Raw genomic sequence first — 16,655 nt, forward strand, 5'->3', positions numbered from 1 at the left:
ACCCTCTGCCGTCCTTAATGATATTTGGAGGCGTTGCGTTGTGCTCCGGGGAAACCGAGAGGAATGCGCGAGTCATGGGCATGGTACTGTCTTTCGTGCCGCGAACGGCACCAAGCAATCGGACAAAGCAAACCGCCGAAATGCCGGCGGCGGTGATCATCTTTCCCGGCATCCGCTATGAGCGGTCTCATGCCGGCGAAGTGCGGCCGGTCGATCCGGACAAGCCGGGATCAAAGCCGGTTCCGCATCACTAGAAGTCCTGCAACTCGCAGGAACTCTGTTCGAGGAAGCTTGACACGATCGGCTTCCAGCTGTCGTCGGGCACGAAGGTGCGGATGACGAAGATGCCTTCCTCGATCGGGGCTTCGACGAAGATCGCTCCCTGAAGGTCCTCGGGAAGATCCTTGCGCACGTCGATCATCTGCGCCGGCGTCAGCACGACGGCATCCAGCACGCCGCCGGTCGCCGTGTGGTCGTTGAAGGAATAGATGTTGTGGCCGTTGCGGTCATAGACCGACACCGACCAGAACGGGACATGTCCCGGCGCCTTGATGCGGACCATTCCTTCACCCAGGTCGAACCGGCAAGCCGTTGCATAAAACAGCGGGTCGACGGATTTCACCACGGGCGCACCGCCGGCCTCGGCATCGAGACGGATCATCTTGTAAAGGTCCGATGCCATGGAAAGCCGCGACCAGGCGTCGCGTTCGGAAAATTCAGGCACCAGCAGCAGCACGATAATGTGCACGATGCCGGCGCCAAGCAGGCCGAGCAGCACAGCGTGCAAAAGCTTGCGCGTCGCCGCATAAAAGCTACGCATCGCAGCCGACCTTCACGATCTTCGGCAGCGAAACGTCCGACAGGCCGGTGCTGCTGGCGATCGGCGTGTCGTAGAATGTCAGCACGAAATACATCCTGCCGAAGCCGTCGGTCAGCAGCCAGTTGCCTGGCATCGGGTGACGGCTGACGGAAATGATGACCGAATTGTCGGGCTGGCGCACCATCCCATAGGATTGCAGCGCCGCCAGCCGCGGTTTGCCGGTTTCGACCACGCCGAGCGACTGGTCGGCGGCATAGAGCGTCCAGAACCGCGCCGTCGGAAATCCGCCCTTGATCGTGTAGGTGCATTCGCGCTTGAGCTCGTCGCCGCCCGCGTCGTGCTCGGCGACGAAGGACAGCCCTTCGGCGCGACCGAGCGCAAGCACGCCCTCGCGCGCCACACGGGCCTTCGAATAGGGATCGGCGGCTGGTGTGCCGATATCGGGAAAGGCCGTCCACTGGCCGATCCGGATGGCGCCGACACCATCCTGGACCTTCAGCGCATACCAGACGCTGCCGCCACCGCCGCCGATGGCTATGGCAAGCGAAAGCAGCGTCAGGAAGGCGTTCTTGAGCATGAGGGGCCGGGGACAAGAAGAGTTGCCGCTCGGGATATCGCGGCGTAGGGCCTCGTGGCAAGCGGCGGGCGCAGATTTGCAGACAAGCGTCGTGGCCAGGTACGGCTTCCTCCCACAGGGCTGGGCTATCGCATATGGATTCTTGCGAAGGCGGACCCCACCCTAACCCTCCCCACAAGGGGGAGGGGATGCTGCCGCGCGCCTTCTCATATTGGGCGAGATATCGACAGTGTGCCGAGATCAGCGCCTACTGAAGTCTCCCTTCCCCTTGTGGGGAGGGTTAGGGGTGGGGGTATTCGTAGAGCGAAAACCTCAGCGTCTCATATGCGATGGCCTATCCCACGAGGGGAGAGGGGAGAGCCGTACCAATCACAGAGCCGACAGCGTCTCCGGCGGTTGCGGCGCACTGAGACTGGGCGCCGACTGGAACAGCTTGGTCATGTCCCTCAATGTCTGCGTGGTCCGGCTAGACAGCACCGGCGGCCGCTCGGAGGCTGCATCGGCCGCCGCTTGCGCGTCGTTCTTCTTCTGCGCCTCCTCGGCCTTGGCCGCGACGGTCTCGTCGACGAAGGGCTTGTCGATGCCCGGGATCGGCTTGAGGTCGATGTTCTGGTGGGCGTAGACCATCAGGCGCTGCCAAACCATCGCCGGCAGCGAGCCGCCCGTCATGTTCTTGGTCGGCGTAAAGTCGTCATTGCCCAGCCATACCGCCGCCGTGTAGTTGCCGGTGAAGCCGACAAACCAGGCGTCGCGGTAGGATTGCGTCGTGCCGGTCTTGCCGGCGACGACGATGTTGGGGATCTGAGCGCGGCGCGCCGTGCCCATCACCGGCACGGCTGCCAGCATTGTATTCATCGATTTGAGCGCTTGCTCCGACAGCACCCGATGCGGTGGTGGCGCATCCTTGGCAAAGTCGTAGACCACGTCGCCGGTGCGGGTGACGAGCTGCGTGATGCCGTGCCGGGAGCCGACGAAGCCGTTCTGGGCGAACACGCTGTAGCCCGTCGCCTGATCCATCACGGTCATGCCCGAGGTGCCGAGCACCATCGTCTTGTGTGCTTCGAGCGGTGATTCCACACCCATCGCCTCGGCCATTGCCTTGATCGGCGGGATGCCGAGATGGTCCTTGGCCAGTCGCACCGGCACGGTGTTGATCGACTTGGCCATCGCCATGATCAGCGTGATGTTGCCGGCCGATTCGCCGCTGTAATTGTGCGGCGACCAGGTGCCCCAGCTGATCGGGCCGCCGGAAATGATGGAGTTGGGCGTAAAGCCGTGCTCCATCGCGGTTGCATAGACATAGGGCTTGAACGACGAGCCGGTCTGGCGCAGCGCCTTGGTGGCGCGGTTGAACTGGCTGGCGCCGTAGTCGCGACCACCGACGATGGCCCTGACCGCGCCGTTGGTCTCGATGACGACGACAGCGCCTTCGGTGACGTTGTACTCCTTGCCGAACTGGCGCAGGTGGAACTCCACCGATTCTTCCGCCGCCTTCTGGATGTTGGCGTCGAATGTGGTGTGGGCAACGAGCGAATGCTGTCCCGGCTTCGCGATCTTCTTGACCTCATCGAACGCCCAGTCGAGGTAATAATCCGGGCTTTTCTGTTCGCCGCGATCGACGACATCGGCTGGATGCAGCCTTGCCTGCAGCACTTGACCCTCGGTCATGAAACCGGAATCGACGAGATTGGACAGCACCACATTGGCGCGCGCACGCGCCGCCGGCAGGTTGATGTGCGGCGCGTATTTGGTCGGCGCCTTGAACAGCCCGGCCAGCATCGCCGCCTCGGCGAGGTTCAGGTCCTTGACGCTCTTGCCGAAATAGAAGTCGGCGGCCGCCTCGATGCCGAACGTGCCGCCGCCCATATAGGCACGGTCGAGATAAAGCTGCAGGATTTCCTTTTTCGACAGGTTGGCCTCGAGCCACAGCGACAGGAAGGCTTCCTTGATCTTGCGCTCGAAGGTGCGCTCATTGGTGAGGAACAGGTTCTTGGCCAGCTGCTGGGTGATGCTCGAGCCGCCTTGGACGACCGAGTTCGCCCGCACATTCTCGAAGATCGCGCGTGAAAGGCCAAGCACATCGATGCCGTAGTGCTCGAAGAAGCGGCGGTCCTCGGTGGCGAGGACTGCCTTGATGACCTGGTCGGGCATCTCGTCGACCGGCACCGAATCGCGTTGGATGATGCCGCGCTGGCCGATCTCGTTGCCATAGCGGTCGAGGAAGGTGACGGCGAAGTCGCCCTGGGCGCGCCAGTCGCCAGTTGTATCCTGGAAGGCAGGAATGGCCAGCGCCAGCATCACGACAATGCCGCCGGCTCCCAGCGTAAAGCCTTCGCTCAACAGTTCGATGATGCCGCGACGCCAGCCGGTGAGGCGGAAGCGCCGCGAGAAGATCGTCGCGGCTTCCCAGAACTGGCGTGCCTTGAAACCGATCTCGTAGAGCGAGGAATCGATCCATGCGTCGAGCGCCAGCAGCCGGGCGGCGATCGGACCTCTTCTCTTGCGCGGTTCAGGACTGGCCATTCAAAAACCCGGCTAGGCGATGGCGCGACCTGAAAACCGCAAGCCGGCAATTTCAGGGCCGCACACCCTGGCAGACTATTCCTCCATTTTTCCCATACTCACAAGGGCGGCGAAGACACAGTGCGGGGTTTGTTGCAGAAGGGCGAGCCGCCTCAGGCCGGCTCGCGCTTCAACGCCTGGGCCATGCAATGGATGCCGCCGCCGGTCTTGGAGATCTCGCTCATGTCGACCGCCGCGACCTCGAAACCGCGTGCCTTGAGCTGGCCGATCAGCGTCTGGCTGGAGGTCGGCGCGATCACCCGGTCCTTGCCGAGCGACATGAAATTGCAGCCGAGTGCCATCGTATCCTGGAACGGCACATCGATGATCTCGTGGCCCTTGCCCTTCAGCCAGTCGACAATGCCGGGTTCGGTGCAGGCGAGGCAGACGGCGGTCAGTTTTTCGGCGATCGGCACCACCATCAGGTCGATATGGACATAGTACTCGTCGATGAAAGCGATGCGGGTTTCCCAGCCTTCCTTGTCGAACCAGGCCTGCACCTGGCGCGCGCCTTCCTCCTGCGTGCGAGCACCGCCGCAGCCGATCAAGACGACGCCGTCCTCGATGACGTTGAAGTCGCCGCCCTCGAAGGTGCCGGCGGTTACCATGTCGTAGATCGGGATGCCGAGTTTTTCGTAGGTGCGGATGGCGGCATAATTCTCGCCGCGCCGCCACCAGTTGGCCATGGCGGTGATGACGGCGCCGTAAGGCGTCATCACGCTGGAATCGCGTGAGTAGACCTGCATGGGCAGTTCCGGCGTCGGCTCGTGCCAGTGGATGTTGACGCCGAAATGCTCGTAGGCGGCGACAAGATCCTTGTGCTGCGCCTGCGCGATCTGGACGTTGCAAGGCGCCTCGCGCAGATGCTTGCGCGACAGCGAGCTTGTCGACAGATGGCGCAGGAAATTGGGCGAGCCGAGCAGGACGTCGGTCAAGACATCGGTCTCGTTGGCAAAGCCCCAGACGGTCAGCGGCTTGGTGCCGCCGGCCGGGTTGCGGCGCTGCAGCGAAAACGGCTCGGCGACGATGCGGTCATGAACGGTCATCGGGTTCTCCTCGTGAGGCGGCTTGGTTGATCATTGGGTATTGCTCGGTATCCACCAGTCGCGTCCGCGCGGGGTGGTGACGTATTCCGGCCAACGAAATCCAATCGGCGGTTCGTAGTCGCAGAGCGGCGCGATCCAGTTGGAGCCACCGATGCCGCCACCGGTGCGGGCGACGAATTCATCCAGCGCCGCGTCCCGCGCGGCCTTGTCTTCCAGGAGGCGAAGGGCGGCCAGCGCTATGGTCTTCGATGCACAGATGACCATCGGGCCGATGGTGGCGGGAATGCCGCCCAGCGCATTCATCACCCAGGCCGGCCAGGCATGTCCGCTTGCCGAACGCAGCGCCGGACGGGCGACGTAGAATCGGGCTGTCGGCGTATGCCACGACATGTCGGTATAATCGTCGGAGGTCGAATTGATCTGCGATGGCGGCAGGTCGCGGCGCAGGATCGCTTCCGCGTCCCGCGGCGCGATCAGGCGCTCCAATTCGGCGATGAACGGCTCCTCCGTCGCCACCCCACCGGCATTGACCTGAATCTCGCGGGCGACCGCCTTGGCCGCTTCGTCCCAACGTGGCGGCCCGACCGTCGACAGCGCCTCATAGGCGATTTCGGCCATCGCATGGTTGGCAAGCCCCGGTCGCGACTTCGACACCCAGTGCCGCTCGGTGCGGCAACCGCTCATGCCCGCGGCGGCTTGCGCATTGCGGTCGAGCATGGCGGTGACCTGCTCGGCCATGGCAAGCGTCGGCACGCGGACCATGTACTGGATCTCGGCCAGCCCCGCCGGCAGATTGTCGGCGGTCGCTTGCCCTGCCGTCAGGATCGCCTCGCTGATCGACCAGCCGCCCTGATGCGGCAGCATGGAATCGCGCAACGCCTTCGAGGCCATGTACATCATCGACAGCGCGTCGTTGGCGCCGGGCGCGCGCACCGCCGAATGCGCTTGCGGGATGGGTGCGCCATCGCTTGCGCGAACCCAATTTTCAGGTTCGTCGCACACAAAGCGATAGATCATTGCGTAGGCCGCGCCGCAATGCGTGTCCCAGCGCGCCGTGTTGCAGAGCGGCAGCATGTAGAAAGGATGGAAGGAGATCATCCCGGCAAGGCCGTCATAATAACCCTTGGCGGCATGGATCGGCTTTGACCCGCGCACCTTCTCGGCCGGTTCGCCGGTGAAGCGCAGCGTGCCCGGTATGCCGTGACGCTGCATCGCCGCCTTGGCCGCCAGCAGCCCGCCAAGGCTTGAAATGCCCAGTCCGGAATGCGGATCCGTATGACCGCCGGCCTGGTCGCCAAGCCCCGGGCGCGGACGCTTGACCGTCGCGGCATCCTGGCAGTTGCCCGGCACCGCGTCGTACTCCGCGTACATGCCGATGGTCGGGCCGGGACCATTGGTCCAGTGGGCACAGAAGGCTGTCGGCATGCCGCCGGAACCTTCCTCGACGGAAAAGCCTTCGTGTTTCAGAAGCTCTACATACCAGGCGGCTGACTGATACTCCCGCCAGGCGGTCTCACCGAAATCGAAGATGGTTCGCGTCCACGCCGACAGCGACGGCTGGATGTCGTCGAGGCAGGCAAGCGCGGTTGCTTGCGCCGATGTGGTGGCCGCTTTCTCCATGGCAGAGAAGAAAGCAGTGAAGCGGTTCGCCAAAAAGTGATATGTTTTCCCGGCTCATGCAAATTCGGTTCACCTGAGGCCTCTTGCGCATACCATCGACACAAGCGCTGCGCGCGCTCGACAGCTTTGCTCGCCACGGCAGCGTCTGGCGCGCCGCCGACGAGTTGCATCTGACCCGCAGCGCCGTCAGCCATCAGCTTCGCCTGCTCGAGCGCGACCTCGGCTTCGACCTGCTCGAACGCATCGGCAAGGGCGTGACCCTGACGCCACGCGGCCAGCGCTACGCCAGCGATGTGCGCAAGGCGCTGACCGTGCTGGGTGACGCGGTGACGCGCCATGCCGGCACCGGCGTCGGCGGCTCGTTCAGCGTCAGCTGCACGACGGGCTTCGCCTCGCTGTTCCTATGCACCCATATTGGCGAGTTCAGGCAGATGTACCCCGACGTTGCGCTGCGCATTCTGACGCCGCGACGGCTGGACGATGTCAGCAACGCCGACGCCGACGCCTTCATTGCCTTTGGCGTTGGCAATTGGCCGAACCGGGCCGCCGAACTGTTGTGCGACATTTCCTTCACGCCGCTCTGCAGTCCGACGCTCCTAAACAAGGTCGGCGGATTCTCCAAGCCGGCCGATGTGCTGCGCGCCAATCTCCTGCATCTCGGCGACACCGAGGATTGGGCGCGCTGGCTGGCGCTGTCCAAGGTCGAGAACCCCGACCCGGAAGGCGGTATCTTCTTTTCCGACATGAATCTTGTCTTTTCGGCCGCGATCGCCGGCCAGGGCATGGCCATGGGCGACGAACTGACCAGTGGCAAGGCTCTGGCCGAGGGCAGGCTCGTGCGTCCCTTCGACATCGCGATCAAATCGCCACGCTCCTACTTCCTGGTCTCCGAACACGCCAAGGCGACGCACCCGGTGCTTGACGCATTTGCCGGATGGCTGCGATCGAAACTCGCGGAGAGCAATGCCAAGGGCATGGCCGACCACTGGCGCCACCGACTGGATAGATGAATGAAATTTGCCGATGCGGCGAAAACTATTCGGTTGCGGTGAGGCCGCGCGCTGCCCTACGATTTCTCTTGGGAACCGAGGAAACAGGCAGGATGCAGCAACCCGGCCGGGCCGCAGAGATCAAGGCAATCGGGATCGGCAAGAGCTTCGGCTCGTTCCGTGCGCTGGACAACCTGACGCTCGACATTGGTCGTGGCGAATTTCTGACCCTGCTCGGGCCGTCCGGTTCGGGCAAGACCACCTTTCTGATGATCCTTGCTGGCTTCGTGCAGCCGACCGAGGGCCGGTTGTTCAGCGATGGCGTCGACATCACCGAACGGCCGGCCGAACAGCGCGCCGCCGGCATGGTGTTCCAGGGCTACGCGCTGTTTCCGCATATGAGCGTCGAAGCCAACATCGCCTTCCCGCTCAAGGTGCGCAAGAAATCGGCGGCCGACATCAAGCGTCGTGTCGGCGAGATGATCGAACGCGTGGGCCTCAAGGGCCACGAGAAAAAACTGCCGGCGCAACTTTCAGGCGGTCAGCAGCAGCGCGTGGCGCTCGCCCGCGCGCTGGTGTTCGAGCCGGGCGTGCTGTTGCTCGATGAGCCATTCTCGGCCCTCGACAAGGGCCTGCGCGGCCAGATGCAGGCCGAGATGAAGCGGCTGCACCAGGAAACCGGCACCACCTTCGTCTTCGTCACCCACGACCAGAGCGAGGCGTTGGCACTGTCGTCGCGCGTCGCCATCTTCAATCACGGCAAACTGCTTCAGGTCGGCGCGCCCGACGAGGTCTACGACCGGCCGGACAATCGCTTCGTCGCCGAGTTCCTCGGCGAGATCAACATGCTGCCGCTGAAGGGGGTGCGCCCGGCCGAAAATGGCTCGACCGGCCTCTGCGAAGGCCGCGCGATCTCCATGCGCTGCAAGGCCGAGGCGGTGCGCGGCGATGCAATCCTGGCGATCCGGCCTGAATACATGTCGATATCAGGTGAGGCGGCGGCCGGCGAGAACGGCATCGCCGCGACTGCGATCAACTCCACCTATCTCGGCGCGGCAACGCGGCTCGACCTGACGACGCGGCAAGGCGCCAAGGTCACGGTCTCGGTGCCGAACGAGGTCGCTGCCGCTGCGCTGAGCAAGGGCAACTCCGTCTGGCTCACCTGGCCGGCGGAAAAGGGTTTCCTCCTTCCGCATGGAGGACAATGACGAACGGTGTGGCGAGACATCAGCACCACCGCTTTCCGGTACTATCAACGACAAAAAGGGGAACTGACATGACAAACGACACCAAAAAACAAGCCATCGAGAGCCTGTCCGCCAGGGCAGGTCGCGGCGAGATCTCGCGCCGGCAATTCGCGCAGCTGGCGGCACTGGTGCTGGCCGGCGCGCCGATGCTGCTGCGCTCGACCGGAGCCTTCGCCGCGGCGAAGGAGCTGGTGCTGGTGAACTGGGGCGGCGACGCCATCACCGCCTATGATGCGGCCTATGGCCAGGCCTTCACCAAGGACACCGGCATCACCGTCAAGATGGACGGCTCCGGCCCGACCGAAGGCGCCATCGCCGCGCAGTTCAAGAGCGGCGCCCCGACCTGGGACCTGGTCGACGTCGATCCCTTTTCCGCTATCACCCTCGGCGCCCAAGGCATGCTCGAGCCGATCGACTACAACATCGTCGACAAGAAGAAGATGCGGCCGGGCTTTGGCTGGGACTACGCGGCCTCGACCTATTTCTTCTCCTACGTCATCGCCTATGATTCCGAAAAATACGGCAAGGACGCACCGACCGGCATGGCCGATTTCTTCGATGTGAAGAAATTCCCCGGCAAGCGCTCGCTCTACAAATGGGGCGTGTCGAGCTGGGAGGCGGCACTGCTGGCCGACGGCATCGCGCCCGCTTCGCTCTACCCGCTCGATCTGAAGCGCGCGCATGACAAGATCGCCGCCTTCAAGGAAAACGTCGTCGCCTATTGGGGCGGCGGCGCCGAAAGCCAGAGCGTGCTGCTCAATGGCGAAGCCTCGATGGCCATCGTCTGGTCGACCCGCGCCTCGCTGATCGAGCAGGACTCGGGCGGGAAGATCAAGTTCATCTGGGACCAGGGCCTGATCTCGCCCGGTGCGCTCGCCGTGCTCAAGGGCAATCCCGGCGGCAAGGACGCGGCGATGAAATTCATCGCCAGCGCCCAGGACCCGCAAAAGCAGCTGATCATGTTCGACAAGCTCGGCCAGGGCCCGGCCAACCCGGCCGCCGACGCGCTGATCCCAGCCGACAAGAAGCGCATCAACCCGGTCGACCCAGAGAACATGAAGAAGCAGATCGCGCTCAATATGGACTGGTACGCTAAGAACTATGGGGCAGCGCTCGACGAATACACCAAGATCATCTCCGCCTGATCAAGGCCGGATGACCGGGTCGAAATGAGAGCATATCTCTCCGACAGGATGGGCGCGGCGCTGTTGATGGCGCCGCTGCTCCTGTTTCTTGTGTTGGCCTATGCCTGGCCGTTCCTCGGTGTCGTCAAATGGAGTTTTACCCTGCCGACGCCGGGGCTCGGCCAGTATGAGGCGCTGCTCGCGGATGATCTGGTGCAGTCAGTGTTCATCCGAACGCTGCGCATCGCGGCCATCGTCACGCTGGTTTCCGTCACCGCTGCCTATGCCATCACCGTCGTATGGGTGCGAGGAACCCCTGCACAGCGCCTGATCGCCGAATTCTGCATCCTGGTGCCGTTCTGGATCTCGGTGCTGACCCGCGCCTTCGGCTGGGTGGCGCTGCTGTCCAATCGCGGCCTGATCAACACCTGGCTGCAGGCGATCGGCTTCATTTCCGAACCGCTGGCGCTGGTGCGCAACGAGTTCGGCGTCATCGTCGGCATGACGCATTTCCTCATTCCTTTCGCCGTCTTTCCGCTGGCGTCCGCCATGCGCAGCCTTGACGACCGCGTGCTGCTGGCGGCGCGCGGGCTCGGCTCCAGCCGCATGCGCACCTTCTGGACAGTCTTCGTGCCGATGACCCGCTCCGGGATTATCGGTTCGGCGATGATCGTTTTTGTGTTCTCGCTCGGCTTCTTCGTCACGCCGGCGATCCTCGGCGGCGGGCGCAGCGTCATGATCGCCGAGCTGATCTATCTCAGGATCTTCCAGAGTCCGGACTGGGGGCTGGGCGCGGCGATCAGCGTCGTGCTGGTGCTGTTCGTCGGCGCGCTGATGGCGCTCTTGTTCCGCTATGTCAGACCGAAGCAATTGATCTGATGCCGACCTACCGCCCCGGTCCCGTCTCACTCATCATCGCCGCCTTCGTGGCGCTGTTCCTGCTGCTGCCGCTGCTCGCCGTCATCCCGGTGTCGCTGACGCCGAGCCGCATGCTGGCGATGCCATCCAGCGAACTGTCGCTGCGCCATTACCGGGCGCTGATCGAGGATTCGCGCTGGATCGACTCGATCCTGCTCTCGATCCGGATCGGCATCGTCAGCAGCGCCCTTTCCACCGTGCTGGCGCTGTGCTTCAGCCTCGGCGTGTGGATGTTCCAGCCGCGCTTCACCGCGGCGCTCGTTGGCTTCGTGCTGCTGCCCATGGTCGTGCCACCGGTGGTTTCGGCCATCACGCTCTACTTCCTGCTGACCTCGATCTCCGGCTTCAGCTCTCTCTTCGGCTATGACACCTGGCTTGGCGTCGCCATGGCGCATTCGGTGATGACGGTGCCTTTCGCCACGGTGCTGATCCTGGTGTCGCTCAGCCAGCTCGACCGGCGCATCGATCTCGCCGCGCGTGGCCTGGGCGCATCGGTGTGGGAGCGCGCCACCCGGATCATCGTACCCAACATCAAGTTCGGCATCATTACGGCAGCGCTTTTGTCCTTCGTGCTGTCCTGGGAAGAGATCGGCGTCACGCTGTTCATCACCTCGGTCAATGCCATCACGCTGCCCAGGCTGATGTGGATGGGTCTGCGCGACAACATCGACCCGGCGATTGCAGCCCTATCGGTGATCCTGATCATCATCACGGTGCTGGTGCTTGCGCTGCGCAGTTTCGTGGTTAGGCTGCGGGGCGTCCACTGATTGGCAAGCCGGGCAGAATCCGGATACCCCTTGAGGGGCAGTCCTGGCACATGATCCGCAAGCCGCTATGGTGAGGGAAAACGATGACCGCATCCGGCGACTTGCTGCAGGCACTGTTTCTGAGACTGAGAAGCGATGCATCGCTGTCGGCTCTGTTGGGCGGCGCCGGGTTGCTCGAACATGCGGCCGACAATGCCGCCTTTCCTCACGTGACATGTGGCCAGACTAGCGCCTTCGACTGGGACACTGGCGTCCAGAACGATGCCGACCAACTGGTCACGCTGCACATCTGGTCGAAGGCCCATGGCGACGCCGAAACACGTGCCATCATGGACAGCATAAGGGCGCGCCTCGCCGACGCGGTGCTCGTCATCGGCCCTCGCGGACAGACACGCCTCGTGCTGGAATTCGACGAGGCCCGCTATGACGAGGATCTCCTGGTGCATCACGGGCTGCTGCGCTTTCGCGCCATAACGCAGGAAACTGAGTGATGCGCTTTCAATATAGGCAAAACGGAGTCTAGACTGGCGCTTCGAGGATTTCGCCGGGTTGGGCGGCGAAATTCCGGATCGGTTGTCTCGCGTTGCAGGGGTGTAGCGGGCATGTTTTCAGCGGCGTTCACTGTTCATTTCACGTTCAGCACCGATGCGTTACAACGCCGACCATGAAAACGCTTCGCTCCCACTTCCGAACCGCGGCACTGGCGCTGAGTGCCGCCGGACTGTTTGCGTCGCAGGCGATGGCGGTGCCGGCGGTCGCGCCCGATCAGGCCACCCCGATTATTCTGGCGGCATCCGATTGCTACGCGATCGGCCAGCAGGTGGCCGAACAGAATGGCGGGACGCTGGCCAAGGCTTCGCAATCGACGCGTGGCGGCCAGCCGGTCTGCGTCATCGTCGTGCTCGTTCCGGGCAAGGACGGACAGCGTCCGCGCCGTTCCGAAATCGTCGTTCCGCAGAACTAGCTCCTGCCGTTTCCCAGGCCGCCGGAATCGGCCTATATCTGACCGAGTTCTTCAACAGGTATCGATCTCCGCATGCGCGTACTCGTCGTCGAGGATGACAAGGATCTCAACCGGCAGATATCGGACGCGCTGGTCGATGCCGGCTACGTCGTCGACCGTGCCTTCGACGGCGAGGAAGGTCATTTCCTCGGCGACACCGAACCCTACGACGCAGTCGTGCTCGACATCGGCCTGCCGCAGATGGACGGCATCAGCGTCGTCGAGCGCTGGCGTCGCGGCGGCCGCAAGATGCCGGTGCTGATCCTGACGGCGCGCGACCGCTGGAGCGACAAGGTTTCCGGCATCGATGCCGGCGCCGACGACTATGTCACCAAGCCGTTCCACATCGAGGAGGTTCTGGCGAGACTCAGGGCCCTGATCCGGCGCGCCGCCGGCCACGCCTCGTCCGAACTGACTTGCGGGTCGCTGCGTCTCGACACCAAGGCGTCGAAGGCCGATGTCGACGGCGTGCCGCTGAAACTGACGTCGCACGAATTCCGCCTGCTTGCCTATCTGATGCACCATATGGGCGAGGTCGTCTCGCGGACCGAATTGGTCGAACATCTTTACGACCAGGATTTCGATCGTGATTCCAACACCATCGAGGTGTTTGTCGGACGGCTGCGCAAGAAGATGGGCATCGACATGATCGAAACCGTGCGCGGCATGGGCTACCGCATGCGTGAGCCGGAGGCGTAACTCGGAACCGCTCAAACCACTCGCAAGGACGCCGCTTTCGCTGCGTTTGTGGCCGCGCTCGCTGACGTTCCGCGTGATCGCCTTTTCCACCGTGTGGGCGATCCTGACCCTCGTTGTCATCTTCACCCTGATCACCACGCTCTATCGCCAGGCCAGCGAACGCGGCTTCGACAGCCTGCTTTCGGCGCATCTGTTCAACCTGATCGGCTCCGTCGGCATTTCCGACAGCGGCGCGCTGACCGGTGCGCCCGACCTTGGCGATCTCCGGTTCTCGGAGCCGAATTCGGGCTGGTACTGGTCGGTGGAACCCGCCTCGGAAGGCGTGCATGGCGACCTCCACTCGTCGTCGATGACCAGGACGATCCCATCGCCAAGCGTCGCCGAGGTGCCTTTCAATTCCAGCTTCCAGCGCAGCTATGCGACCGAAGGCATCGACGGCGAGCGGCTCGAAGTGTTCGAGAGCGAATTCGTTCTCGATGCCAAGAACCGCGCCGCGCGCTTCCGCGTCATGGGCAACCAGAGCGAACTCGAACAGGAAATCTCCACCTTCCAGCGCCGCCTGCTGACCTATCTCAGCCTGTTCGGCGTCGGCATGATCGCCATCAATGCGATCGCCATCCTGCTCGGCCTGCAGCCGCTGCGCCGGGTCAGGAACGCACTGGCCATGGTGCGCGAGGGCACCGCGCAAAAGCTCGACGGCCGCTTCCCGGCCGAGATCGAACCGCTTGCCAACGAGACCAACGCGCTGATCGAAAACAACAGGCGCATCGTCGAGCGGTCGCGAACCCAGGTTGGCAATCTCGCCCATTCGCTGAAGACGCCGCTCGCGGTGCTGCTCAATGAGGGTCGGGCGCTTGGCGGCGCCAAGGGGCAGCTGATCGCCGAACAGGCCGCTTCGATGCAGAAGCAGGTCGAGCATTATCTGCAGCGCGCCCGCGTCGCGGCGCAACGAGACAGCGTCGTCTACCGCACGCCGGTGACGCCGCTGGTGCAGCGCATGGTGCGGGTTCTGCAGAAACTAAACCCGCAGACAAGCCTGTCGCTGACGCTGCCGGCCACCGAGATCGTCTTCGCCGGCGAGCGCGAGGATCTGGAGGAATTGCTGGGCAATCTGCTCGAAAACGCGATGAAATGGGCAAGGAGCGCCGTTTCGGTGTCGGTAGCGCCCTTGACCGGCAAGGACGACGCGGCCGGCCTGTTCGAGATCGACATCGAGGATGACGGCCCCGGCATTCCCGACGACAAGGCGCGCGAAGCGCTGAAGCGCGGGCGGCGTCTGGACGAGACGAAGCCTGGAACAGGTCTCGGGCTGGCCATTGTCGCCGACCTCGTCAACGAGTATGGAGGCATTCTGGCGCTGGAACGGTCCGGCATGGGCGGATTGAAGGCGGTGGTGCGATTGCGGAGCCTTCAGTGATGTTTTCCAGGGTCGATCGACGTCGATGGGCGGGGCGTGCCACTCTCGGCGTGTCGACTGGTCCCGAAACGGCCAGCGGCCAAATTTCCGACAAATATCAAGACTATGGCCACGCCGACTTCTCCGATGACGCGGCCCCCGGCTCATCCTTGGCAGGCTCCAACTCAAGAAAACCGGTTGTTGGCATGAAGATTCGCGTCGCGCTTGTTTCCGCATTGCTGGCTGTTTCGGGCTGCACCACCTTGGGCGGCAAGGGTCCGACCGTTGCACCGACACCGGCCTCGACGCCGCCTTCCAGCGGCAAGGTCACCAAGACGATCATTTCGGCGATGGGCGGTGGCCTCGTCGGAGGCTCGATCGGCAATGGCCTTAGCGAGACCGAGAAGCGCAGTGCGCTGGAGGCTGAATACAAGGCGCTCGAATACACGACGAGTGGCCAGAAGGTGGCATGGAAGGGCGACCAGGCCTCGCACTATGGCGAGGTGGTTCCAGCCCAGCCTTATCGCGTCGGTTCGCAGGACTGCCGCCAGTACACGCAGACGGTGTTCACCGGCGGGTCCGGGGTGACGGCGCGTGGAACCGCCTGCCGCAACGCCGACGGCAGCTGGACGCCGCTGACCTGACAGCAATCTGGCGAAGGTCGGCGCCTGGCGCCGGTCCCCGTCAAAGCGTCGCAGGATGCATGTGTTGGCAGGGCAGGGGTCTGCCTTTATTGGAAGAGCCATGCTGTTCTGGGTCATAGCCGCAATCCTGACGCTGGGTGCAAGCCTGGCGGTGCTGCTGCCGCTGGCCGGTGGCTCGAAGGGCGCGTCGTCGAGCAGCGATCACGACCTGGAAGTCTATCGCGATCAATTGTCCGAACTCGACCGCGATGCCGCGCGTGGCTTGATCCAGCCGGCGGAAGCGATTGAGGCGCGCGCCGAGATCGCTCGCCGCATTCTTCGCCTCGACAATGCGGCATCGGCCGCCAAGGCGTCCGTCCGGCAAGCCTCGGTCGCGGCAAGGCTGGTGGCGACCGCGGCTGTGCTGGCGGTACCGCTTGTCAGCTGGGGCCTCTACGTCAAGCTCGGCTCGCCTGATCTGCCGTCGCAGCCGCTCAGCGAGCGGCTGGCCAAGAACCCGGCCGACAGTTCGGTCGACGAGTTGGTGGCGCGGGCGGAAGCCCATCTCGCCGCCAATCCTTCCGACGGAAGGGGATGGGACGTGCTCGCACCCGTCTATCTGCGCATGCAACGCTTTTCCGATGCGGCGGCGGCCTATCGCAACGCCATTCGCCTCGATGGCGACAGTGCGACTCGCCAGGCGGGCCTTGGCGAGGCGATCGCGAATGCGGCGGGCGGCATTGTCTCGGCCGATGCCCAGGATGCTTTCGAGGCGGCCTTGAAGCTCGATCCGGCCAATGCCAAAGCCAGCTTCTACCTGGCCATGGCACTGGCGCAGGAGGGCCGCGGCAAGGAGGCGGTCGCGGCCTGGCAGGCGATGCTGGACAAGCTGCCACCGGATTCGCCATGGCGCGGCGCGGTCAAGCAGGCACTGGCCAAATCCGGCGGCCCCGACGTTGCGTCCGGTGCCGCCACCAATGGCCCGAATGCCGGCGATGTCGACGCCGCATCCGTGATGACGCCGCAGGATCGGGAGGCCATGATCAACACCATGGTTGCCGGTCTCGACGACAAACTGCGGCAAAATCCGCGTGACCCGGAAGGATGGATGCGGCTCGTTCGTTCCTATGTCGTGCTGGGCAAGACGGATCAGGCGCGTGACGCGCTGGGTCGCGCTATTGCCGTCTTTGGAGCCGACAGTGACGAAGCGAAAAAATTCACCGCCTTCGCCGCCTCGCTTGGCCTGACGGCGACGGAGTAGAAC

The 16,655-nt window shown here is 63.9% G+C and carries 17 protein-coding genes; 12 read left to right on the top strand and 5 right to left on the bottom strand.

Going from position 1 to position 16,655, the window contains the following annotated elements:
* Positions 1 to 74: 74 nt before the first annotated feature.
* On the top strand, positions 75 to 254 hold the full coding sequence (locus BPNPMPFG_RS32335; RefSeq protein WP_258592587.1) for a hypothetical protein: 180 nt from the start codon (positions 75 to 77) through the stop codon (positions 252 to 254).
* Here BPNPMPFG_RS32335 and BPNPMPFG_RS32340 read toward each other — a convergent pair.
* The 5 genes from BPNPMPFG_RS32340 to BPNPMPFG_RS32360 form a co-directional block, all read right to left on the bottom strand.
* The gene (locus tag BPNPMPFG_RS32340) at positions 251 to 820 is read right to left on the bottom strand and encodes a DUF1254 domain-containing protein (protein WP_258592588.1); all 570 of its coding nucleotides are present in this window, start codon (positions 818 to 820) and stop codon (positions 251 to 253) included. The two genes, BPNPMPFG_RS32335 and BPNPMPFG_RS32340, sit on opposite strands and share 4 nt — an antisense overlap.
* Positions 813 to 1,397, bottom strand: coding sequence for a DUF1214 domain-containing protein (locus BPNPMPFG_RS32345; protein WP_258592589.1), 585 nt, complete (start codon positions 1,395 to 1,397; stop codon positions 813 to 815). Before BPNPMPFG_RS32345 ends, BPNPMPFG_RS32340 begins: the two co-directional genes overlap by 8 nt.
* A gap of 369 nt (positions 1,398 to 1,766) precedes the next feature.
* Positions 1,767 to 3,920 carry a transglycosylase domain-containing protein gene (locus BPNPMPFG_RS32350; protein WP_258592590.1) on the bottom strand — a complete coding sequence of 718 codons (2,154 nt, stop codon included), beginning with the start codon at positions 3,918 to 3,920 and terminating at the stop codon, positions 1,767 to 1,769.
* A gap of 152 nt (positions 3,921 to 4,072) precedes the next feature.
* A complete protein-coding gene (locus tag BPNPMPFG_RS32355; RefSeq protein ID WP_258592591.1) occupies positions 4,073 to 5,005 on the bottom strand; it encodes a dimethylarginine dimethylaminohydrolase family protein in 933 nt (310 codons plus the stop codon).
* Positions 5,006 to 5,035: 30 nt separating this feature from the next.
* Positions 5,036 to 6,625: a zinc-binding metallopeptidase family protein gene (locus BPNPMPFG_RS32360; RefSeq protein ID WP_258597016.1), complete on the bottom strand. Its 1,590-nt coding sequence runs from the start codon at positions 6,623 to 6,625 to the stop codon at positions 5,036 to 5,038.
* Between the two features lie 83 nt (positions 6,626 to 6,708).
* Between BPNPMPFG_RS32360 and BPNPMPFG_RS32365 the strand changes: the two genes are divergently transcribed.
* The 11 genes from BPNPMPFG_RS32365 to ccmI all read left to right on the top strand — a co-directional run bounded on the left by BPNPMPFG_RS32365 (position 6,709) and on the right by ccmI (position 16,652).
* Positions 6,709 to 7,635 (top strand): LysR substrate-binding domain-containing protein, encoded by a 927-nt coding sequence (locus BPNPMPFG_RS32365; protein ID WP_258592592.1) that lies wholly within the window; start codon positions 6,709 to 6,711, stop codon positions 7,633 to 7,635.
* A 92-nt stretch (positions 7,636 to 7,727) separates the two neighbouring features.
* Positions 7,728 to 8,822 (top strand): ABC transporter ATP-binding protein, encoded by a 1,095-nt coding sequence (locus BPNPMPFG_RS32370; RefSeq protein WP_258592593.1) that lies wholly within the window; start codon positions 7,728 to 7,730, stop codon positions 8,820 to 8,822.
* Positions 8,823 to 8,890: 68 nt separating this feature from the next.
* On the top strand, positions 8,891 to 10,006 hold the full coding sequence (locus BPNPMPFG_RS32375; protein WP_258592594.1) for an ABC transporter substrate-binding protein: 1,116 nt from the start codon (positions 8,891 to 8,893) through the stop codon (positions 10,004 to 10,006).
* A 24-nt stretch (positions 10,007 to 10,030) separates the two neighbouring features.
* Positions 10,031 to 10,864: an ABC transporter permease gene (locus BPNPMPFG_RS32380; RefSeq protein WP_258592595.1), complete on the top strand. Its 834-nt coding sequence runs from the start codon at positions 10,031 to 10,033 to the stop codon at positions 10,862 to 10,864.
* On the top strand, positions 10,864 to 11,670 hold the full coding sequence (locus BPNPMPFG_RS32385) for an ABC transporter permease (RefSeq protein ID WP_258592596.1): 807 nt from the start codon (positions 10,864 to 10,866) through the stop codon (positions 11,668 to 11,670). Before BPNPMPFG_RS32380 ends, BPNPMPFG_RS32385 begins: the two co-directional genes overlap by 1 nt.
* A gap of 83 nt (positions 11,671 to 11,753) precedes the next feature.
* Positions 11,754 to 12,161 carry a DUF3168 domain-containing protein gene (locus BPNPMPFG_RS32390; protein ID WP_258592597.1) on the top strand — a complete coding sequence of 136 codons (408 nt, stop codon included), beginning with the start codon at positions 11,754 to 11,756 and terminating at the stop codon, positions 12,159 to 12,161.
* Between the two features lie 173 nt (positions 12,162 to 12,334).
* Positions 12,335 to 12,634, top strand: coding sequence for a hypothetical protein (locus BPNPMPFG_RS32395; protein WP_258592598.1), 300 nt, complete (start codon positions 12,335 to 12,337; stop codon positions 12,632 to 12,634).
* Between the two features lie 72 nt (positions 12,635 to 12,706).
* A complete protein-coding gene (locus BPNPMPFG_RS32400; protein WP_258592599.1) occupies positions 12,707 to 13,372 on the top strand; it encodes a response regulator transcription factor in 666 nt (221 codons plus the stop codon).
* Positions 13,356 to 14,789 carry an ATP-binding protein gene (locus BPNPMPFG_RS32405; RefSeq protein WP_319945966.1) on the top strand — a complete coding sequence of 478 codons (1,434 nt, stop codon included), beginning with the start codon at positions 13,356 to 13,358 and terminating at the stop codon, positions 14,787 to 14,789. The genes BPNPMPFG_RS32400 and BPNPMPFG_RS32405 overlap by 17 nt, the downstream gene beginning before the upstream one ends.
* Before the next feature lie 185 nt (positions 14,790 to 14,974).
* Complete coding sequence (locus BPNPMPFG_RS32410) at positions 14,975 to 15,412, top strand: RT0821/Lpp0805 family surface protein (RefSeq protein ID WP_258592600.1); 438 nt, start codon at positions 14,975 to 14,977, stop codon at positions 15,410 to 15,412.
* A 100-nt stretch (positions 15,413 to 15,512) separates the two neighbouring features.
* Positions 15,513 to 16,652, top strand: coding sequence for a c-type cytochrome biogenesis protein CcmI (gene ccmI, locus BPNPMPFG_RS32415; RefSeq protein WP_258592601.1), 1,140 nt, complete (start codon positions 15,513 to 15,515; stop codon positions 16,650 to 16,652).
* Positions 16,653 to 16,655: the final 3 nt, after the last annotated feature.

Source organism: Mesorhizobium sp. AR07, assembly GCF_024746815.1.
Classification (GTDB): Bacteria; Pseudomonadota; Alphaproteobacteria; order Rhizobiales; family Rhizobiaceae; genus Mesorhizobium.